The sequence below is a fragment of the Enterobacter cloacae complex sp. 342H5 genome (assembly GCF_050030905.1).
GTDB classification, from domain to species: Bacteria; Pseudomonadota; Gammaproteobacteria; order Enterobacterales; family Enterobacteriaceae; genus Enterobacter; species Enterobacter intestinihominis.
Genome location: NZ_JBLGVB010000001.1, coordinates 2083211 through 2101847 on the forward strand (window position 1 = coordinate 2083211; position 18637 = coordinate 2101847).

Consider the following 18637-nt stretch of genomic DNA (forward strand, 5'->3'; position numbering starts at 1 on the left):
TAAATATTCTGTCTAATATATTAATAATCTCAAATGATACTTTAAAAATATGAATATCGAGCTGCGCCATCTGCGCTATTTTGTCGCCGTCGCTGAAGAGCTCCATTTTGGTCGTGCTGCGGCAAGGCTGAATATCTCCCAGCCACCGCTGAGCCAACAGATCCAGATCCTTGAGCAACAGGTTGGGGCGCGTCTGCTGGCGCGAACCAACCGCAGCGTGAGCCTGACGGCGGCGGGAAAACAGTTTCTCGCCGATAGCCGACAGATCCTGAGTATGGTGGTGGACGCCGCCGCCAGAGCTGAACGGCTTCATCTCGGGGAGACGGGGGAGCTACGCATCGGGTTTACCTCGTCGGCCCCATTCATCAGCGCTGTTTCACAAACGCTATCCTCGTTTCGCAGTAACTTTCCGGATGTGCATATTCAGACGCGCGAAATAAATACCCGGGAGCAAATATCGCCGCTTAATGAAGGATCGCTCGACCTGGGGCTAATGCGTAACACGCAGTTGCCTGATACCCTGGCGTGGCAGGTGATCCTCCGCGAACCGCTGATGGCGATGATCCCCCGGGATCACCCGCTCGCCGCGCAGCATAGCGTCACGCTGGCTGAACTGGCGAAAGAACCCTTTGTCTTTTTTGACCCACAGGTGGGTACCGGATTGTATGACGATATTCTTGGTCTGATGCGGCGATATGGCCTTGTCCCGACTATCGCGCAGGAAGTGGGGGAAGCCATGACGATCATTGGTCTCGTTGCCGCAGGACTTGGCGTGTCGATTCTTCCGGCCTCGTTTAAACGGGTACAACTGCCGGAAATGCGCTGGGTGAATATTGCCGAGCAGGATGCGGTCTCGGAGATGTGGCTGGTGTGGTCTAAACATCATGAACAGAGCCATGCGGCACAGCGTTTCAAAGAACAATTAATTACCGCTTCTCACGGGCGTTATTTATAGGGAAAAGCGGGCGAAAATGTGCAGTAAATCACATGGCTAAGTAAAAATTTGACGTCAGCCATTGAAGTGCTTCACCATAGCCCTCAGTTTATTTCGAAGCTCGAAAATAAGGGAGTACGAGGTGGTTGCTGATAGTCAGCCAGGGCATATCGATCAGATCAAGCAGACCAACGCGGGCGCCGTTTATCGCCTGATTGATCAGCTGGGTCCGGTTTCGCGTATCGATCTTTCGCGCCTGGCACAACTGGCACCCGCCAGTATTACCAAGATTGTCCGCGAAATGCTGGAAGCCCATCTGGTTCAGGAGACAGAAATTCAGGAGCCGGGCAGCCGTGGCCGTCCGGCGGTAGGGCTGGTGGTGGAAACGGAAGCCTGGCACTACCTGTCGCTGCGAATTAGCCGCGGGGAAATCTTCCTCGCGCTGCGCGACCTCAGCAGCAAGCTGGTGGTGGAAGACCGGCTGGAACTCCCGCTCGATGCAGAGCAACCACTCCTCGATGCCATTCTGACCCATATCGACCAGTTCTTTATTCGTCACCAGCAGCGCCTTGAACGTTTAACGGCGATTGCGATCACCCTGCCGGGAATTATTGATACCGAAAATGGCATTGTGCACCGCATGCCGTTTTATGAAAACGTCAAAGAGATGCCGCTGGGCGACGTGCTGGAAAACCACACCGGTGTGCCGGTCTACATTCAGCATGATATCAGCGCCTGGACGATGGCGGAGGCGTTATTTGGCGCTTCCCGGGGGGCGCGCGACGTGATTCAGGTGGTGATTGATCACAACGTTGGCGCAGGTGTGATCACCGACGGGCGTCTGTTGCATGCTGGCAGCAGTAGCCTGGTGGAGATTGGCCATACGCAGGTCGATCCGTACGGAAAACGCTGCTACTGCGGTAATCATGGTTGTCTGGAGACGATTGCCAGCGTCGAAAGCGTGCTGGAGCTGGCGCAGGTGCGGCTCAGCCAGTCAATGAGCTCCACGCTGCACGGTCAACCGTTGAGCGTCGAGGCATTGTGCACTGCGGCAAGGCAGGGCGATCTGCTGGCGAAGGACATCATTACCGGCGTGGGCAATAATGTCGGGCGCATTCTGGCCATTATGGTGAACCTGTTTAACCCGCAAAAAATACTGATTGGCTCCCCGCTCAGCCAGGCGGCGGATATCCTCTTTCCGGCAATTTCCGCCTGCATCAACCAGCAGGCGCTTCCCGCGTACAGTAAAAACATCGTGGTCGAAAGTACGCAATTTTCCAACCAGGGTACGATGGCTGGCGCCGCGCTGGTAAAAGATGCGATGTACAACGGCTCGTTACTGATTCGTTTGCTTCAGGGCTAACTCTTTTCCATAGATGTACGAAAAATTGCGCTATCTCAAGCCGGGTAGCGCACGCTTCCCGTAGACTTTCCCCACTGAATTATTTACCTGGTTTATATTTTTTGAAGCATACCCAAGAGGTGGAATGAGTCATGCTTAAGCGTTTCTTTATTACTGGTACGGATACGTCTGTCGGGAAGACCGTCGTATCCCGCGCGTTACTTCAGGCCCTGGCGGCAAGCGGTAAACGCGTTGCAGGATACAAGCCGGTAGCAAAAGGCAGTAAAGAGACGCCAGAAGGGCTGCGCAATAAGGACGCCCTGGTTCTGCAAAGCGTCTCGTCTCTGGAACTGCCTTATGATGCCGTCAATCCCATCGCGTTAAGCGAAGAGGAAAGCAGCGTCGCTCACAGTGGGCTTATCAACTACAGTCTGCTCTCTGATGGCCTGGCAAATCTGAGTGAAAAGGTTGACCACGTTGTCGTTGAAGGGACCGGTGGCTGGCGCAGCCTGATGAACGATTTACGTCCCCTTTCCGAGTGGGTGGTTCAGGAGCAGCTGCCGGTGATTATGGTCGTGGGCATTCAGGAAGGGTGCATCAACCATGCCTTGCTGACGGCGCAGGCTATCGCTAATGACGGCCTGCCACTGATTGGTTGGGTGGCGAACCGTATTAACCCGGGCCTTGCGCACTACGCAGAAATCATCGACGTGCTGAGCAAAAAGCTACCTGGCCCGTTGGTAGGCGAACTGCCTTATCTGCCCCGCGCCGAGCAGCGCGAATTAGCGCACTATATCGATCTCTCGGCTTTCGGCGGTATGCTGGCCGTAGATCGAGTCGTGGCGTAGCGTTCTCGACAATACCGACGCCACAACACAGGCAACCAGCAAACCGGGAAGTAAAAAATACTGCCCGGTCATCTCACATACCATCAAGGCCGACATGATTGGCGCATGCGTTGTGGCGGCGAGCAGCGTCGCCATACCCGCCAGCCCAAGCAGGATCGCCGTCTCAGAGCCAGGAAACCACAGCGCAAAGATCTGCGCAAACAGCATTCCCGTTGCCATACCAACGAACAAGGTTGGCGTAAACACGCCTCCCGGTGCGCCGGACCCGCTGCTTGCCAGCACCGCCAGGAGCTTGCAGATAAAGACGCCGGCAATTACCGACAGCAGCGGCGGCGACTGCAAAAACGCCTGAACCACGCTGTAGCCATTCCCCCATACCTTCGGCGTCAGCAGCGACAGCAGCCCGACGATCAGCCCCCCCAGCGCCAGCTGCCACGGCGGTGAAAGTTTGAGACGCAGAAACAGCCTGTGGCTGGCCGCCATCAGCCACATCAGCAGCGGGCCGCAAACGCCAGCCAGCAGACCCACGCCAACGATCAGGAAATAATCCACCGCCGTAAGCATCTCGCTGAGATGGACATCATAAAGTGTATTCGCGCCGGGACTTAACAGGCGCGTGGTCAGCAGAGCCACCACAGCGGCAATCACCACCGGGCCGAGGGAGGCCAGCATAAGTGTGCCAAACAGGATCTCTGCGATAAACAGGCTGCCCGCCAGCGGCGCATGATAGGCGCTGGCCATCCCGGCGGCGGCACCGCAGGCGATCCACAGTTTCCATTCGGATTTCGGCGTACAACGTTGTGCAAAAAAGGAGGCAGCGAGGGCGGCAAGCAGGATCATGGCGCCTTCCCGGCCGATGGCGCTGCCGCTGGCGACCACCAGCAACGAGGCGAGGGATTTCACCAGGCTGGCGCCGTAATCAAACTGGCCATCACCCGTCTCCAGCGCCTCCATATAATCGGTCGGGGCGTGGGGACGTTGTGCCGTCATGCGTTGCCATCCCCACAGCAGCACTCCCGCGGCCAGACCACCCAGCGCAGGCGTCAGCGCCCGCCGCCAGGGCGATAACGCGGCAGCGGCGTTCACCAGGCTTCCGCTTTCGTTGCTGAGAAACAACCACTCCAGCAGATACATGCTGTGGCGGAACACCGCAACGGCCAGCGCTGCCAGCACGCCGGTGACAGTAGCAATCAGGAGACGGCGAAACATCGCGCGGATGTCGGGGTAAGCGTGAAGACGTTGCATGAAGTCGTGATTAACGGGGACGATACGATATTGTGGCGGGAAAACGTGAGGTTAGCAAAAGGTATGCGTGCGGAAAAAGGCCGGGCAGTACCCGGCCTGAATGCTTAACTCTCGCTATGAATATTCAATGCCCGGCGCGTACGCCCGGAACTCAAATACTCAGCAATATAATCCTGGGATATCTCGCCGTTATAGCGTCCGTCCTCGTCGACAATCGGCATCCAGCTGGTGTTGCTCTCATACAGGCGAGAAAGCACCACGCGCAGGTTATCCTCGGCCTTACCTGTCATGCGGAACGGATGCAGAATATCACCGCAGCTGCCGCTGGCATTACGCGCTTCGCGGCGCTTCACAAAGCCCAGCGGTTTGCCGAGATCATCAACCACGGTAATGGCGCGAATATCGTTGTCATCCATGGTGGCGAAGGCCTCTGGCAGCGGCGTCGATTCTCGTACCGTAATCGTCGGCTGCTGGTCGGTGACGTCGCCCGCGGATACCAGCAGCAGGCGTTTCAACGTCCGGTCCTGACCAACAAACGAGCCGACAAACTCATTGGCGGGTTTCGCCAGCAGCTCGTCCGGGCTGGCGCACTGAACAATACGCCCCTGACGGAAGACGGCAATACGGTCGCCCAGCTTCAGCGCTTCGTCAATATCGTGGCTCACCAGCATCACGGTCTTTTTCAGCTTGCGCTGCATCTCCAGGAACTGGTTCTGGATCACCTCACGGTTAATCGGGTCAACCGCGCCGAATGGTTCATCCATCAGCAGGACCGGAGGATCCGCTGCCAGCGCGCGGATGACGCCGATACGCTGCTGCTGACCGCCGGACATTTCGCGCGGATAGCGGTGAAGGAATTTATGTGGATCCATTGCCACCATATCCATCAGCTCCTCGGCACGGGATTTACAGCGCGCTTTGTCCCAGCCCAGCATGCGCGGCACGACGGTAATGTTCTCTTCGATAGTCATGTTCGGGAACAGGCCAATCTGTTGGATCACGTAGCCAATGTTGCGGCGCAGGGTCACGGTGTCCATCCCGCTGGTGTCTTCGCCGTTAATCAGGATCGTCCCGCTGCTTGGCGTAATGAGACGGTTAATCATCTTCAGGGTAGTGGTTTTTCCGCAGCCGGACGGGCCGAGCAGCACGCACATTTCCCCTTCAGGCACGTTCAGATTGACGTTGTCGACGGCCTTAAACGTCTGGCCGTGCTTCTGTGAAAATTGTTTGGTGAGGTTTTCCAGTTTTATCATTATCGAATCCCCTTCGGAGTCAGTACCACCTGCAAACGGTGCAGCAACCAGTCGAGCACAATCGCTAAAAGACAAATCATCAGCGCGCCCGCAATTAACATACGAATATCACTCCCGCCAATACCGTTAAGCAGCAGCAGGCCCAGACCGCCCGCGCCAATCACGGCAGCAATCGCCATGACGCCGATGTTCATCACCACGGCGGTGCGGATGCCGCCAAAAATGACCGGCAGCGCCATCGGGATCTCCACCCAGCGCAGACGCTGCCAGAAGGTCATGCCGATGCCGCGTCCCGCTTCGCGCAGGCCGGGTGGCAGGCTGTCGAGCGCCGTGTGGGTGTTGCGCACAATCGGCAGCAGTGAATAGAGGAACACCGCCGTAATCGCGGGCAGGGCGCCAATGCCCTGACCGATCAGCGAAAAGAGCGGGATCATCAGGCCGAAAAGCGCAATTGACGGGATGGTGAGCACAATGGTGGCAATCCCCAGCACCGGCGTTGCCAGCCATTTATGGCGGACAATTAAAATACCCAGCGGCACGCCAATAACAATCGCCAGGCCCACGGCGAGTGCCACCAGCCAGAGGTGTTGCAGCGTCAGGGTTAAGAGATAGTCCCAGTTGTCGAGAATATAGTGAATCGTCTCCATAGCGCCTCCTACAGCAACTGTTTGCTACGCAGGAAATCACGGGCGACCTGCTGCGGTGACTGATGGTCGATATCCACCTTTTTATTCAGTTCGGTGATAACGTCGTTGTTGAGCTGGGCTGAGAGGGTGTTCAGCGCCTCCTCCAGCCCCGGGTTAGCCTCCAGCGTGTCTTTTCGAACAACTGGCGTCACGGCGTAACTCGGGAAGAAGCCTTTATCGTCTTCCAGCACTTTAAGATCGAAGCCCTTCACGCGCCCGTCGGTGGTGTAGATCAGCCCGGCATCGACAAACCCGTCGCGCACCGCGTTATAGACCAGCCCCGGATCCATCTGGCGGATCTGCGGGCGGTCCAGCTCCATGTTGTAGGCCGCCTGCAACGGTTTCATCCCGTCGCTACGCCCGGCAAATTCCAGGTCAAGGCCCAGCAGCCAGTTGTTATCTGGATCGGTTTTACGGATCTGCTCAATCTTTGCCACCATCTCAGACATGGTATTGATATGTTCAGCCTCGGCGCGCTTGCGCTGCATGGCAAAGGCATAGGTATTGTTCATATCGGCAGGTTTAAGCCACACCAGACCGTGCTTTGCGTCGAGGCGTTTCACCGTCTCGTATGACTCCTGCGGCGACATGCGTTTGTTGATATGGTTGAAGATGATCAGCGACGTGCCGGTGTACTCCCAGGTCATATCAATCTGCTTGTTAATCATCGCGTTACGGGAAATCACCGTCGCAATATTAGTCTGCGGCTGCACCTGAAATCCTTTCTTTTGCAGATACTGTACGGTCATGGCCGAGAGAATGTGCTGCTCGGTAAAGCTCTTTGTTGCCAGGATCAGCGGCGCGGCGAGCGCCTGGCTGGTGAAGAGCGCGGCGGCGCACAGCGCCGTCAGGCCGGAAAACAGTCTCATAGAAGCTCCTTGTTATAATTATCGCGCGAGATGCGGGCTCAGTAGTCGACCCAGTGCCGCCAGCAGCGTATCCAGAATCAGGGCGAACAGGGCGGTGGCCGCCGCGCCCAGGATCAGCGTCGGGAAGTCATTCAGATAGATCCCCGGGAAAATCAGCTCGCCGTAGCTGCTGGCGCCAATCAGGAATGCCAGCGGTGCGGTACCGACGTTAATCGCAGTGGCAATGCGAATACCGGAAAGCATCACCGGCCAGGCGTTAGGAATTTCGACCTGATGCAGGCGCTGCCATTTGGTCATGCCGATGCCGTTTGCCGCTTCCAGCAACGACGCGGGAACAGAGCACAGCCCGGCATAGGTGTTACGCACAATTGGCAGCAAAGAAGCGAGAAAGAGGGCGATAATGGCCGGTTTATCACCGATGCCAATCACCACCATCGCCAGCGCCAGAACGGCCAGCGGCGGCAGGGTGTTGCCCACGTTAAAGATTTGCATCACGTATTCGGCGATACCCCGTGCCGCCGGACGGCTCAGCAGAATACCGCTTGGAATGCCCACCAGCAGGGCAAAGAACATTGATGAAAAGACCAGAATCAGGTGCTGTTGACCGAGGTAGAGCAGGTCAACCTGGCGCGCCTTAATCGTCTCCAGTCCAATTCCCCAGGTGAGGAGAGCGAGGACCACGATAATCGCGCCGACAAAAAGCAGCGAACGTTTAAGTAATGGGTGCATTGCGGTGTGTCTCCCTGTGCGCATGCGTTATAGCAACCACCTGTTGCGGTTGCCTGTTGTTATGCCATGTTTCGGCAGGGGTACTTCACCTATAGCAAGCGAAACGGAAGGGTTCCAGCAAAGGGGGTAAAACAGTAACCCTATGAAATTAGTGACAACCTGAGTTAAGCCTTATGGCGTAAGGGCTGTCAGTGGGAAGGCAGAATAGTCTTAAAGAAGCACGCCTCAAGTGACAACGTCACTTGAGGCGTGCTGATCACCCTATCGACTAAGCGCGGCGCGTACCTTTCGAACGCGCCACGAGATACGAACGATTGAAAAGGCGGCGATAAACACCAGCATCAGGCCCAGTGCCAGCATCGCGTGGAATCCAAACTCTCTGAAGAGGATCAGCCCCGCAATCCCGCCGGTAATAAACGAGAAAAGGGTGGTTAAATGGGTTTTGAGCTGGCTCTTTTGCGCGGCCGTGTCTTTGGAATAATCCCGGCGCAGCATGGCGACCATAACGGAGGCCAGCGAAATGCCGGCATCGGTCAGCGTGCCGGTAATGTGCGTGGATCTCACCCGACCGCCGGAAAGCTGAGTTGAGGTGGAGTTATGAATTCCCATCAAACCACACAGGAAAAGAATAATCTCCTGATTCGTGGCGAAGGAGTGAAAATACATTTCATAAAGGGATACCCCGGCAAGTAATAGCCCTTCAACAAATAAAACCTGGCTGAATATCAGCCTGACGTTATGGATAATTCCCCAGATAACAATAATCCGCGCAACAATGGCGCCAGTGACAAACGACAGAATAATGGCGCCAAAAAAAAGAATATCACTGAGATCGGTGGAGGAAACTTCGCTGGATAACTGCGATGTATTACCCGTCATATGAGAGGGGAAAAAGCCGAACGCGCCCAGCGCAATGGCATTCAGCAGTCCCGCGGAGGTCGCCAGCCAGAGTGCAAGACGACGATCCTCCAGATGCGTTCGTTCTTTCTTTAATTTAATCAGCAAAGAATACCTCCAGTTTGAGCTTTGCCTGACTTCTCAAGCTAACAAAGCGATGTCGCCGACTGACCAGGATATTGCTTAATTATTATTTCAACGGGAGGAGTGCGAGGTTTTGTAATTAAATAAAATAACCCTGTTAATATAATGCCTTATTGCAGATGCCACGAGCAGACTGACGGGCAAAAATACTGTCCCAGTGTGACAGCTCGCTGTAGCGGGATGGGATTTGAATCAGTGTAGACATAGGTGTCATTCACGACGATGAGAAGAGATGCCCCCGTGATTTCCGGGGGCTTAGAGTGTTATTTCAGACTGGTTTTGAAGAACTGCTCAAACTGCGCGAACGGGATTTTTCCTTCGACGTTATCGTAGAGATCAACATGGTTTGCACCGGGAACAATCACCAGCTCTTTCTCTTTGCTGCCGACGGCTTTGAACGCATCCTCCGCAAAATAACGAGAGTGTGCGTTTTCACCGGTCACAATAAGCGTTGGGATAGTGATCTCCCCGGCATAGCTCAGCAGCGGCATATTCATAAAGGATAACGGCATGGTCGCAGTCCACGCGCCGGTGGAGTTTACGGAACGGGCATGGAAACCGCGCGGCATACGGTAGTAATCATAGAACTCTTTCAGTACCGGATGCGGATCGGTGGGCAGTGCTTCCGGCAGAATGCGCTCGGCCGCCGTCACCTTGCCATTCTCATCGACATTAATATCGTGGCCGCCATGGGCGAAAGTGCCGCTTTCAGCATCTTTCCAGCGCTGCGCGTTCAGATACTGCAACACGGCCCGACGATCGGCCGCTGAATAGCGATCTTTCCCGTTGCCCACGCCGTGACCCATCGCGCGGCTCATATCGTACATTACGCTGGTGGCGACCGCCTTCACGCGGGTATCCATGGATGCCGCGTTCAGCGCCATACCGCCCCAGCCGCAGATACCAAGAATGCCGATACGGTTACGGTCGACTTCTTTCTGTAACCCCAGGAAATCCACAGCGGCGCTAAAGTCTTCGGTGTTGATGTCAGGGGAGGCAACGTTACGCGGCTGGCCGCCACTTTCCCCCGTGTAGGATGGGTCGAAGGCCAGGGCCACGAACCCCTGCTCAGCCAGAGTCTGGGCGTACAGACCGCTGGATTGTTCTTTAACCGCACCGAACGGCCCACTGACGGCTATCGCCGCCAGTTTCTGGTCGCCGTGGTTCCTGGGAATGTACAGATCGCCCACCAGAGTGATCCCGTACCGGTTCTGGAACGTCACTTTGCGGTGGTTGACTTTATTGCTCTCGGCGAAGGTTTTATCCCAGGTTGTCACCATCGAAACGGGGGCGTTGGGATTTAGCGTTTCTGCATAACTCATTGTTGTCACTCCACTTAATGATGCGCATAACAGCAGCGCAACGGACAGTTTTTGGGTGAATGTTTTCATAAGAGGTACCGTGTGTTGTTGTAATGAGGCCATTATAGTTAGCAGAAATAATGCTGATTAGAGGCCGAAAGCTGCTAGGATTAATATCATTTTGTTATGAATTGACGAGGCATGATGGCGAAGCGGGAAAACTATAATGAGCTGTATCTCTTTATCCAGGTGGTGCGGGAGGGAAGCTTCACGGCAGCCGCACAGCGGCTCGGGCTGGCGCAATCCGGGATCAGCCGATCGGTTCGCGAGCTGGAAGAGCGGCTGGGCGTTCAGCTTCTGGTGCGTACTACGCGCAAGCTGTCGCTGACACACGCCGGGGAACAGCTTTACCAGACCGCCGGCTCCGCCTTTGATGCGCTTGATACCGGGTTGACCAGACTGGCGCATTACCGTCAGACGCCGTCCGGCACGGTGCGCATTAATGCCAGCCAGCACGCCATCGAGAAATGTCTGCTGCCAAAGCTCGCTATCTTCAAACAGCGTTACCCGGATATCCGTCTGGAATTGATGAATGAGAGCCGGTTCGTGGATATCATTGCCGAGCGATTCGACGCGGGCGTCCGGCTGGGGCCGGAGGTGGGACAAGGAATGATTGCGGTGCGCATCACGTCCGATATGGAGATGGCTGTGGTTGCCGCCCCGGCGCATTTTCGGCGCTATGGTTTCCCGCAGACGCCCGCCGATCTGGACGCTCATCCCTGCATTGCCTACCAGTTTGCAGACGGTAACCACTATCAATGGGAGCTTGTTCAGGACGGGAAACGAGTTACGCACCGGCCTGAGGGGCAATGGGCCTTTTCCGACAGCTACATGGAGGCCGAAGCGGCCCGGCTGGAACTCGGGCTGGCCTATGTCCCGGTTGAGCTGGTGTCTGACGATCTGGAGCGTGGCACGCTTATACGCGTCTTACAGCGCTACAGCCTGCGGATGGAAGGGCTTTACCTCTATTATCCGCACCGCAACGTGTCCCCGGCGCTGAGAGCGGTTATTGATACGTTGAAAATTTAAGGCAGCCTCTGCTCGACGGTCTATACAGCTCCTGGGTTTGTGGTACGCTACTATTTTATATAGCGCTGCTTAATTAAGGCAAAGAAATGACAAAAATAACGCCAGAATATACGGCTGTAGACTTATCGAGTTGGGCAAGGAAAGAACATTTTGAAGTCTTTCAGAGCTTTGCTCAATGCACGATTAACCAAACGGTTCAGCTGGATATCACTGCGCTGCTGAAACATATCAAACAGGTTGGCTGGAAATTTTATCCTTCGATTATTTCCCTTATTTCGACAGTCGTTAACCGCCATTCTGAGTTCCGTATGGCTATGAAGGATAATGAGCTTGTAATATGGAATGAGGTGCATCCCAGCTATACCCTTTTCCATAAAGAGACGGAGACGTTTTCATCATTATGGAGTCACTTCGACGGGAATATTCATCACTTTCAGAACGTTTATGCAGAAGACGTTTCTCGCTATGGTGATAATCTTGCCTACTGGCCCAAAGAAGAGTACCGGGAAAATATATTCTTCATATCGGATATTCCGTGGGTCAGTTTTACCAGTTTTAATATCAACGTGGCTAACATGCAGAACTTTTTTGCGCCCATGTTCACGTTTGGAAAATACTTTAACCAGGATGGAAAAGTCTTGTTGCCTTTCGCCGTTCAGGTTCATCATTCTGTCTGTGATGGTTTCCATGTGGCCAGACTAATCAACGAGTTGCAAGAGTTGTGTGATAATTTACCGCACTATTAAGCCGCGAGCCGTTTCCGGCCCGCGGCAGCAGGACAGGTGATGAGTCGTTCTGACGATCAGGCGGCTTTGACGGCCCGGATTTTTTTGCTGCTATCCGCCTCCTCTGGCGCTGTTTTATCCGTTGCAGCATTGAGCTCGGGAAGCTTGCTGGTACGCAGGATATGCTGCACGGACTCTTTCTGCTCGGCAAGATACAGACCAAGGTTTTCCGCCTGCGTTTCATCCATCTGCATTCCGCTTTGCAGCAGCCAGTCGGTGAACGCTTCTGCCATGTCGAGCAGTTTGTCGTGAGCGTCAGCCTCTTTCTTACTGGCAAAAGTCATTTTCTCTTCACCTTTTCTTACGACCACGAATTTTGTTTCAACAGCCATTTGCACCTCCAGCACTGTAATTATATACAGTATAGCAGTTCCGGATCTGCGTTGCAGCAAAAATGTCCGAACCTGGCTTACACAACGGATGTACAAGCCAGGAGCTGTTATCGGTACAGCGTTTTTTCTGCAATCGGGATCAGCAAAGTGGACTGCCATTCTGCCAGCGTCAGCTGGGCAAGTTTACCCAGCGCCGTATAGAACGGATGGGCCGCGTTTTCAACGAATACGCTAAGGAAACGCGTGCTCCACGGCAGCAGATGCCAGGCCATAAGCTGGTCGCGTTCTGTGTCGCGACCGTTCTCGGCAAGCCATGCCGCCAGCATCAGCAACGTTCCGAAGTGATCTTCCGGCTCATTCTGCTGCATCTCAAAGGCGATATGGTTTTCACGCATCCACTGGCGCAATGCAAGGGTCGAATCGCCAAACAGCACGGACTCGCGATCGAGCCAGACGGAGCCCCACGGGGGGGCGGGCAGAGCATACGGGCCAATAAACAGACGCTGCCAGGCGTCTTTCAACGCTTCGTCCGACGGGTTCTTAAACATACTGGCCACGGGCTGCAGGCTTTCCTGCGCCAGCGGCCAGTCCTGCACCCAGTCACCTGCGGTCAGGGCACTCACCAGCGGTGCGGTCTGCTCGCTGTCAGGGGCAAAATAAAACAGCGCGCCCAGTACCCGGGCGCTGAACGCGAACGATTCGCGGTGTGAGACGTCATTCATTACAACTTTCCTTACTTGTGCGCGGGGGTAGGCCGCGCACCTGTGTTAACCTGCAATTGCTAACCCTGCGGTCATATGCAAACCATAAAATAGCCCACGGCCAATCATTTCACCCACCGCCACCAGCACGAAACCTGCAAACAGGCCGAGCGTTTTCGGTTCCTGACGACGAATAAGTGGACAGATCCAGCAGCCTAAACCCGCCGCCAGCAGCGCGATGCGCCATACCTGAAGCGAACCATAATCCGGCAGCAGGGCGTTAGCCTGCTGGATAGAACTCTGGATCGTCCCCAGCGTATTGCTTTGCAACACGACGACCGCCACGCATGCGATGAGTGCCAGTACGCTGACAGACGCGGCAAGGGTACCTTTGTATGTCACGTTTGCGACCCGCAGAAGCAGCGCGGCCAGCATCGGGCCAGTAAGAGCCATCGTCAGGAAGAAGGCCAACGTGGTGTAGCCCGTATACCAGGTCGGAACGGTATCGATCTGATAGACCCGGGTCATCGCCCAGACAAAAACGACACCCAGGAGCTGGCTGACAACCATCCAGATTTTGCCTAAAGCTGGGGGCATTTTACCGATAACCGACACCAGCCACCAGAAACCGCCCACGGCAAAGAAGATCGAACCCGCCGCGATCTCATTACTCAGCGCTGACGCTCCCACGCGGTTAAGCGAGTTGAAGGCGCGCAGCGGGGAGCCAAGATGCAGTACCGAGGCCATAAACCCAATACCCATTACCAGCCAGAGAAAAAACAGGCTGCGCACGATGCGTATTCTGGCCTTGTCATCACGTTCATTCAGCCAGGCGAAGCCCATCACGATTAATGCGCCAGCCACGCACTGCCCGAAAACGGTGAAGATCACCAGCGGCCATTCATGCCATCCACTTCCCATCTCACACCTCCTTCGGGTTTGCCAGGTAGCCGGTGGTGTCACCCGTCGGACGGCTGTTGGCGTTAGGTTTAATCACAATACTCGGCTTCGTGAAGTGCGCAGACGGCAGCGGCGCGACCGCAGCAAGCTGGCCGTGTTTTTTGCGCAGCTCTTCAATCGGGCCAAAGTCCAGCGCGCGCAGCGGGCAGGACTCGACGCAGATGGGCTTTTTGCCGTCCGCCACGCGGCTGTGGCAGCCGTCGCACTTGGTCATGTGGCCTTTAGCCGCGTTATACTGCGGCGCGCCGTACGGGCAGGCCATGTGGCAGTAGCGACAGCCGATGCAGACATCCTCGTCCACCACCACAAAACCGTCGTCGCGCTTGTGCATTGCTCCGCTCGGGCAGACCTTAGTGCAGGCCGGATCTTCGCAGTGGTTGCAGGCAATCGACAGGTAATAGGCGAAGACGTTCTGATGCCAGACGCCGTTATCCTCCTGCCAGTCGCCGCCCGCGTATTCATAAATACGACGGAAGCTGACGTCTGGGGTCAGGTCTTTGTAATCCTTGCAGGCCAGCTCGCAGGTTTTACACCCGGTGCAGCGGCTGGAATCAATAAAAAATCCATACTGGGTTGTCATCGGTTAATCCTTATGCCTTCTCGATCTGCACCAGGTTCGTGTGCTGCGGATTGCCTTTCGCCAGCGGTGACGGGCGGTGTGTGGTCAGGGTATTGATGCAGGAGCCGTGATCGACACGATCGCCGTTCATGTTGGCGTCATGCCAGGCGCCCTGGCCCATCGCGCTCACACCAGGCATGATGCGCGGGGTGACTTTGGCGGCAATGCGCACTTCGCCGCGATCGTTAAACACGCGCACCGTGTCACCGTTTTTAATGCCGCGCTTCTCGGCGTCTACAGGGTTAAGCCACACCTCCTGGCGACAGGCGGCCTGGAGCACATCCACGTTGCCGTAGCTGGAGTGGGTACGGGCTTTAAAGTGGAAACCGAACAGTTGCAGCGGGAATTTGCTGCGCTCGGGCGCGTCCCAGCCTTCAAAGGTTGAGGTATAGACTGGCAGCGGGGTGATGGTTTCGTCTTTTTGCAGTTCCCAGGTTGCCGCAATATCCGCCAGCTTGCTGGAGTAGATCTCGATTTTCCCCGACGGGGTTTTCAGCGGATTGGCATCCGGATCGTCACGGAATTTTTTATAGGCCACAAAATGTCCATTTGGATCTTTGCGCTTATAAATACCCATTTTTTTCAGCGCGTCGTAGGACGGCAGCAGCGGATCTTTGGCAACCATTTTGGCGTAAAGGTAGCGCAGCCACTGCTCCTGCGTACGGCCTTCGGTGAATTTCTGATAGACATCCGGTCCGAGACGTTTCGCTACTTCGCTCATGATCCAGTAGATGGGTTTGCGCTCAAACTTCGGGGCGGTTACCGGCTGGAGGAAAATCAGGTATCCCATGTTGCCGGCGTAATCGTTGGGGATGATATCTTCCTGCTCAACGGTCATCAGGTCCGGCAGGACAATATCGGCATACTTCGCGGACGAGGTCATGAAGTTGTCGATAACGACGATCGTTTCGCACTTACTCTCATCCTGCAAAATGTCGTGAGTTTTGTTGATATCAGAGTGCTGGTTGATGATGGTATTACCCGCATAGTTCCAGATGAATTTGATCGGCACATCCAGCTTATCCTTACCGCGTACGCCGTCGCGCAGGGCGGTCATCTCCGGTCCACGCACGATGGCATCCGTCCAGCTGAAGCAGGAGATTTGCGTTTTCACAGGATTTTCCGGCAGCGGCATACGTTCGATGGTGATGGTGTAGGTCGATTCGCGCGCGCCGCTGTTGCCGCCGTTAATGCCGACGTTGCCGGTCAGGATCGGCAGCATGGCGATGGCGCGGGATGTCTGCTCGCCGTTGGCCTGACGCTGCGGGCCCCAACCCTGGCAAATGTAGGCCGGTTTTGCCGAACCGATTTCACGGGCCAGCTTAATAATGCGATCGGCAGGAATGCCTGTAATGCGCGACGCCCACTCCGGAGTTTTCGCGGTTTTGTCATCACCCTGGCCGAGAATATAGGCTTTGTAATGACCATTAGCAGGTGCGCCTTCCGGCAGGGTTTTTTCGTCATAACCTACGCAGTATTTATCGAGGAAGGGCTGATCGACGAGGTTTTCATTAATCAGCACCCACGCAATACCTGCCACCAGTGCGGCATCGGTGCCCGGACGAATCGGGATCCACTCGTCTTCGCGGCCTGCGGCGGTGTCGGTGTAGCGCGGATCGATAACGATCATCCGTGCGTTAGACCGTTCACGTGCCTGTTCAAGGTAGTAAGTGATCCCGCCGCCGCTCATGCGCGTTTCTGCCGGATTATTGCCGAACATCACCACCAGTTTGGTGTTTTCGATATCCGATGTACTGTTGCCGTCGTTGCTGCCGTAGGTGTAGGGCATTGCGCAGGCGATCTGCGCGGTGCTGTAGGTACCGTAGTGGCTGAGGAAGCCGCCGTAGCAGTTCATCAGGCGTGCCACCAGCGAGGCGTAAGGGGAGGAGCGGGTGATATTGCCGCCGACAATTCCGGAGGAGTAGTTAATGTAGACCGCTTCGTTGCCGTATTTTTCGACCACGCTTTTCAGGCTCGCGGCGATGGTGTCCAGCGCTTCTTCCCAGGTGATACGTTCAAACTTGCCTTCTCCGCGTTTGCCCACGCGTTTCATCGGATAGTTCAGACGGTCTGGATGATTAATGCGACGGCGAATTGAACGGCCTCGCAGGCAGGCGCGAACCTGATGGTTGCCGTAAACATCCTCGCCGGTATTATCCGTTTCAACCCAATAGACTTCGTCATCGCGAACGTGCAGACGTAGCGCGCAGCGGCTACCGCAGTTTACCGAGCAGGCGCCCCAGACGACTTTATCTTCCGCTGGCTGAATAGCGGTCTGCACTGCGGCGGCGGCGCTTTTCAGACCAAAAGGCAATGCGATCCCACCGGCGGCAAGCGCCAGAGATCCTATGGCAGTAGATTTAACCAGAGTTCGACGGCTTATCCCGTCGTGATGTTCAACTTCGGACATAACTCACCCCATCATTGTTAATAATTATTTTCACCCGTGACTACAACCGGACTAATGATGGGGGGGGTGTTACTTATTTAGAGGTATTAAATATTAATCCTCGTCAACTCAGGGGAATTGAGTGGGAAAATCATTGCGGCTCAGCGGGTGCATTCTCCTGCGTACCTGCACCGCTTACCGGGTAGTTGCCGCTACTGGTGCGAGTGTACAAAATTTTGAAAGTATCGTTGGCGCAATGCCCAACGACCTGCGCATCCGGCTGGTCGGCCTGATCGTTCGGCACGATGTTCAGGGTAAAGCCAGACTCCGGTACGCCGTTGTTGATAATCTTCTGCTGAATGTCGCTTTTCACGCGCTCGCAGGAGTCCGGGGCCGCAAGAATAGCAGGTGAAGCACTCATTAACAGCAGGGCGGTAATCCAGGGTAACCGTTTCATCTGTAGCTCCTTTTCACTGTGTAGACTGTAAGCATAGCAGGGTTAGGGTAAGCTTTTGTTTTTGTGTCTCTCTTTCTGAATTGTCCTGGAGCCCCGCCTGCGTCATAAAATAAATTGCGAATAATGGTGCTGATTGTCTACCAGATAAGAAGGCAGGGTGCGTTTTGATACCTCTTGCCTGACCAGTTTTCGGTCTCGTCCCCAGATATCTTCGGCGTTGGTGATAACCTTCATAATATGTTCCGGGTTATTAAATTCCGGCAGATCGTATTCGGTATGAGAAATGGTAGACATTTTTTCGGAAATTCTTTCTGGGGTCATTACCCAGGAGAAATGCCAGCCGCCATCTTTCACAACCTTATTATTGATTTTTAGCCAGTTCCATTTAAACCATGACCAGTTTTTATCTTTGCGTGCCCGCTTCCAGTTTCTGAAAGATTCAGGCTCACCGTGGAAGAAATGCTTAAGGTTGTAATAGGACGTCGCGCGGGGCAAGGTACATTTTCTCGGCGTACCATCCATGTTGTGAACCTGAAGATTAAACTGATAGTTGAACACGTTTTGATGAATAGTCGTGCAGAGCGCGCGTGGATTAATGGCCCTGACCGTCTCGGGAGAGAAAATTTCATCAACGTCTGACACCAGAATCAGATCGTCGTCTGCCGCGTCTTTTAACCCATTCATAATGGAGTTGCGAAGCGCTGCTTCATTTGCCCAGGCATCAACCTGGTTATTGTCAGCACTGTTTAAAATAGGCTGCGCGTCAAAAGGCACGTAAATAATTTTGTCTCTAAATTTGCCAAACTTCGTAATATCGAAATGTAATTCTCGCGGTATGCCCGTAAAAGAGTGTGTTGCTTCTACAATGACAAAACGGTCAACGACATCAGCGAGCGTATGTAATCTGATGTCGAGCAACATATCTTCGTCATAGTACAAAAAACAGTCGTAAATCATGATATTAACCCGAAAATTTAAGAATCTAATTTTATAATAATGTGGAATTTTCCGCGCCCAAAGTAGCCACTTTGGCAGGTCTCGTCAATGCAAATGACGG

The 18637-nt window shown here is 54.8% G+C and carries 19 protein-coding genes; 5 read left to right on the forward strand and 14 right to left on the reverse strand.

Annotation, left to right across the window (positions count from 1 at the left end):
- Positions 1–49 precede the first annotated feature (49 nt).
- The 3 genes from ACQG03_RS10115 (at position 50) to bioD (ending at position 3124) form a co-directional block, all read left to right on the forward strand.
- On the forward strand, positions 50–955 hold the full coding sequence (locus ACQG03_RS10115) for a LysR family transcriptional regulator (RefSeq protein ID WP_022647965.1): 906 nt from the start codon (positions 50–52) through the stop codon (positions 953–955).
- A gap of 121 nt (positions 956–1076) precedes the next feature.
- Positions 1077–2297: a sugar metabolism global transcriptional regulator Mlc gene (gene mlc / locus ACQG03_RS10120; protein WP_022647966.1), complete on the forward strand. Its 1221-nt coding sequence runs from the start codon at positions 1077–1079 to the stop codon at positions 2295–2297.
- A 131-nt stretch (positions 2298–2428) separates the two neighbouring features.
- Positions 2429–3124, forward strand: coding sequence for a dethiobiotin synthase (gene bioD, locus ACQG03_RS10125; RefSeq protein WP_015570628.1), 696 nt, complete (start codon positions 2429–2431; stop codon positions 3122–3124).
- Here the strand turns inward: bioD and clcB are convergent.
- The 7 genes from clcB to ACQG03_RS10160 all read right to left on the reverse strand — a co-directional run bounded on the left by clcB (position 3059) and on the right by ACQG03_RS10160 (position 10338).
- Positions 3059–4369 carry a voltage-gated ClC-type chloride channel ClcB gene (gene clcB, locus ACQG03_RS10130; protein ID WP_003857448.1) on the reverse strand — a complete coding sequence of 437 codons (1311 nt, stop codon included), beginning with the start codon at positions 4367–4369 and terminating at the stop codon, positions 3059–3061. The two genes, bioD and clcB, sit on opposite strands and share 66 nt — an antisense overlap.
- Before the next feature lie 104 nt (positions 4370–4473).
- Positions 4474–5622 carry an osmoprotectant ABC transporter ATP-binding protein OsmV gene (gene osmV, locus ACQG03_RS10135; RefSeq protein WP_022647969.1) on the reverse strand — a complete coding sequence of 383 codons (1149 nt, stop codon included), beginning with the start codon at positions 5620–5622 and terminating at the stop codon, positions 4474–4476.
- A complete protein-coding gene (gene osmW / locus ACQG03_RS10140) occupies positions 5622–6269 on the reverse strand; it encodes an osmoprotectant ABC transporter permease OsmW (RefSeq protein ID WP_022647970.1) in 648 nt (215 codons plus the stop codon). The genes osmV and osmW overlap by 1 nt, the downstream gene beginning before the upstream one ends.
- Before the next feature lie 8 nt (positions 6270–6277).
- Positions 6278–7177 carry an osmoprotectant ABC transporter substrate-binding protein OsmX gene (osmX, locus tag ACQG03_RS10145; RefSeq protein ID WP_017694085.1) on the reverse strand — a complete coding sequence of 300 codons (900 nt, stop codon included), beginning with the start codon at positions 7175–7177 and terminating at the stop codon, positions 6278–6280.
- A gap of 18 nt (positions 7178–7195) precedes the next feature.
- Positions 7196–7906: an osmoprotectant ABC transporter permease OsmY gene (osmY, locus tag ACQG03_RS10150; protein ID WP_022647971.1), complete on the reverse strand. Its 711-nt coding sequence runs from the start codon at positions 7904–7906 to the stop codon at positions 7196–7198.
- A gap of 261 nt (positions 7907–8167) precedes the next feature.
- Entirely contained in the window at positions 8168–8911 is a 744-nt protein-coding gene (locus ACQG03_RS10155; RefSeq protein WP_023299997.1) for a YoaK family protein, read from the reverse strand.
- A 299-nt stretch (positions 8912–9210) separates the two neighbouring features.
- The gene (locus ACQG03_RS10160) at positions 9211–10338 is read right to left on the reverse strand and encodes an alpha/beta hydrolase (RefSeq protein WP_071788016.1); all 1128 of its coding nucleotides are present in this window, start codon (positions 10336–10338) and stop codon (positions 9211–9213) included.
- Positions 10339–10452: 114 nt separating this feature from the next.
- On the opposite strand from ACQG03_RS10160, the gene ACQG03_RS10165 reads away from it, so the two are divergent.
- Both ACQG03_RS10165 and catA read left to right on the forward strand, forming a co-directional pair.
- Positions 10453–11337 carry a LysR family transcriptional regulator gene (locus ACQG03_RS10165; RefSeq protein ID WP_063163306.1) on the forward strand — a complete coding sequence of 295 codons (885 nt, stop codon included), beginning with the start codon at positions 10453–10455 and terminating at the stop codon, positions 11335–11337.
- A gap of 86 nt (positions 11338–11423) precedes the next feature.
- Positions 11424–12083 (forward strand): type A chloramphenicol O-acetyltransferase, encoded by a 660-nt coding sequence (catA, locus tag ACQG03_RS10170; RefSeq protein ID WP_023300000.1) that lies wholly within the window; start codon positions 11424–11426, stop codon positions 12081–12083.
- Positions 12084–12139: 56 nt separating this feature from the next.
- Here the strand turns inward: catA and ACQG03_RS10175 are convergent, their stop codons facing one another.
- From ACQG03_RS10175 to ACQG03_RS10205, 7 genes are all read right to left on the reverse strand, one after another.
- Complete coding sequence (locus ACQG03_RS10175) at positions 12140–12454, reverse strand: YebG family protein (protein ID WP_058678032.1); 315 nt, start codon at positions 12452–12454, stop codon at positions 12140–12142.
- 107 nt (positions 12455–12561) lie between these two features.
- Positions 12562–13176: a Tat proofreading chaperone DmsD gene (gene dmsD / locus ACQG03_RS10180; RefSeq protein ID WP_032624331.1), complete on the reverse strand. Its 615-nt coding sequence runs from the start codon at positions 13174–13176 to the stop codon at positions 12562–12564.
- 45 nt (positions 13177–13221) lie between these two features.
- Positions 13222–14076 carry a dimethyl sulfoxide reductase anchor subunit family protein gene (locus ACQG03_RS10185; RefSeq protein WP_038415986.1) on the reverse strand — a complete coding sequence of 285 codons (855 nt, stop codon included), beginning with the start codon at positions 14074–14076 and terminating at the stop codon, positions 13222–13224.
- Position 14077: 1 nt separating this feature from the next.
- Positions 14078–14695 carry a DMSO/selenate family reductase complex B subunit gene (locus tag ACQG03_RS10190; protein WP_017384545.1) on the reverse strand — a complete coding sequence of 206 codons (618 nt, stop codon included), beginning with the start codon at positions 14693–14695 and terminating at the stop codon, positions 14078–14080.
- A 10-nt stretch (positions 14696–14705) separates the two neighbouring features.
- Positions 14706–17144: a selenate/tellurate reductase subunit YnfE gene (gene ynfE, locus ACQG03_RS10195; RefSeq protein WP_045309026.1), complete on the reverse strand. Its 2439-nt coding sequence runs from the start codon at positions 17142–17144 to the stop codon at positions 14706–14708.
- A gap of 130 nt (positions 17145–17274) precedes the next feature.
- Positions 17275–17580 carry a DUF1161 domain-containing protein gene (locus tag ACQG03_RS10200; protein WP_006808860.1) on the reverse strand — a complete coding sequence of 102 codons (306 nt, stop codon included), beginning with the start codon at positions 17578–17580 and terminating at the stop codon, positions 17275–17277.
- Between the two features lie 102 nt (positions 17581–17682).
- Positions 17683–18537 (reverse strand): benzoate transporter, encoded by an 855-nt coding sequence (locus ACQG03_RS10205; protein WP_045621664.1) that lies wholly within the window; start codon positions 18535–18537, stop codon positions 17683–17685.
- Positions 18538–18637: the final 100 nt, after the last annotated feature.